At 39.7% G+C, this 2,052-nt stretch carries 2 protein-coding genes; both read left to right on the top strand.

Features of this window, described 5'->3' with window-relative positions:
- Positions 1 to 2 precede the first annotated feature (2 nt).
- On the top strand, positions 3 to 695 hold the full coding sequence (locus QZ055_RS09275; RefSeq protein WP_295826467.1) for a DUF421 domain-containing protein: 693 nt from the start codon (positions 3 to 5) through the stop codon (positions 693 to 695).
- Positions 696 to 757: 62 nt separating this feature from the next.
- On the top strand, positions 758 to 2,052 hold a 1,295-nt coding region (locus QZ055_RS09270), incomplete at its 3' end, for a radical SAM protein (protein WP_295826463.1).

Below are 2,052 nucleotides of genomic sequence, written 5' to 3'. Positions count from 1 at the left end.
GGATGGTCTTTGCCAAACTCGCCATAGGTCTCTTGGCGATTATTTTACAAATTAACTTAATGGGGAAGGGCAATTTAGCGCCAACCTCTGCGTTAGACCAATTACAAAACTATGTACTTGGTGGTATTATTGGTGCCATTATTTACAATGACCAAATTGGTATTTTACAGTTTATGTTAGTCCTCATTTTGTGGACTATTCTTGTAATGTCTCTTAAATTCTTAAAAGGTAATCTTCGTTTCTTCAAAACCATTCTCGATGGTCATCCAGTTATTGTAATTGAAAAGGGTCACGTATTAACTGAAGAGTGTATGCGTTATGGTATTCAAGCAGCGGAGCTTAAATTGAAATTGCGTACTGCTGGTGTTCAATATGTAACAGATGTAAAACGTGCTGTACTAGAACAAAATGGTCAGTTAAGCGTTGTTCAATTCGGTGATGAAAATATTAAATTTGATCTTATTGATGATGGTCAAATTAATCACTTTACATTAGCTGTAATTGAAAAAGAACAAGAGTGGCTTGAAAAAGAGGTTGAAAAGCAAGGGTATAAAATAAAAGATGTATATATTGCTGAATACAAAGATGGTGAGGTAGTCATCTATCCGTATGAAAGAAAACATCGTCCTCAAATTGTAAGTGCTTTAAAGACTAAAACTATTTCTACTAAAAATACATTGAAATCTAAATTTTAAAATCTAATATGTAGTATTTTTAAGCCCACTATTCATAGTGGGCTTATATAGAAAGGGAACTAGTGAATCGTAAAGATTTAATTGATCGATTACAAGAATTATATAAAGATGAAGATAGTCGGGTTACTGTAAACCCTCATGCAGGGCAAAAGGTAGCAATCGTCTATCCCAATACATATTTTGTAGGCATGAGTAATCTTGGTCTGCACATTATTTATGAGGAAATCAACTTACGCAATGATAGCGTATGTGAACGCATTTTCTTGCCTGAGAAGAAAGAATTAGAAGCATACGATAAGACTAAGACACCGTTGATGAGTGTTGAAACACAGCGGCCTATGCATCAATTTGATGTGGTGGCCTTTGACGTAACCTTTGAAATGGACTATTTCCATATTCCGTTGATGTTACGTCATGGACGCGTACCTATTATGGGGAAAGATCGCACAGAATTTGATTCTATCGTTATTGCCGGTGGCCCATGTGCTACCTTTAATCCAGAGCCTTTTGCGGACTTTATCGATGCTTTCATCATCGGCGAAGGGGAAGGTATCGTCAGCCGCGTTCTAGATATCATTCGCGATGGCAAAATGGAGGGTCTAGATCGACATGCTATTTTGCGTCAATTAGCGAATATATCTGGCGTGTATGTACCATCCTTATACGTGCCAATTTACAGCGACGACGGTGAATTTAAAGGTTACCATATTGCTGAAGGCGCACCAAAAACGATTAAACGCCACTTTGAAATGCTCACTAGTGGCGGCGAAACCGTAGTAGCAACAAACTATACAGAATTTGGCGCTATGTACATCATCGAGGTTGCGCGTGGTTGTGGACGGCATTGTCGATTCTGTATGGCCGGCTATTGTTTCCGTGTACCGCGCGTACGACCTTTAGAAATATTAAAAGAAGGCGTAGATAGAGCAGAGAAATTAGGTAAAAAGGTAGGCCTTATGGGGGCTGCTATTTCTGATTATCCAGAGGTAGATGAGTTAGTTACTTATATTCGTTCTAAAGATATGCGTTATTCTTGCGCATCCTTGCGTGCAGATTCTTTGACGCAAGCCGTTGTAGATGGCTTGGCAGATAGTGGGCAAAAGACGATTACCATTGCGCCAGAAACGGGCAGTGAACGATTGCGGCGCGTCATCAATAAGGGCATTAGCGAAGAGCATTTACAAAATGCTGCCACTTTATCTGCTAAGTCTGGTATCCAACATATGCGACTCTACATTATGATTGGGTTGCCAACGGAAACTGACGAGGATATTGAAGCAATTGTAGGACTTGCAGAACGGACGCAAGCCCATATGGCAGAGGTAGGCTGTAAAGGTCGTTTAACGCTCAGTATCAA

Source organism: uncultured Veillonella sp. (genome assembly GCF_905209685.1).
In the GTDB taxonomy this organism is placed as follows: domain Bacteria; phylum Bacillota; class Negativicutes; order Veillonellales; family Veillonellaceae; genus Veillonella.
This window is presented reverse-complemented; position numbering and strand designations above follow the sequence as displayed.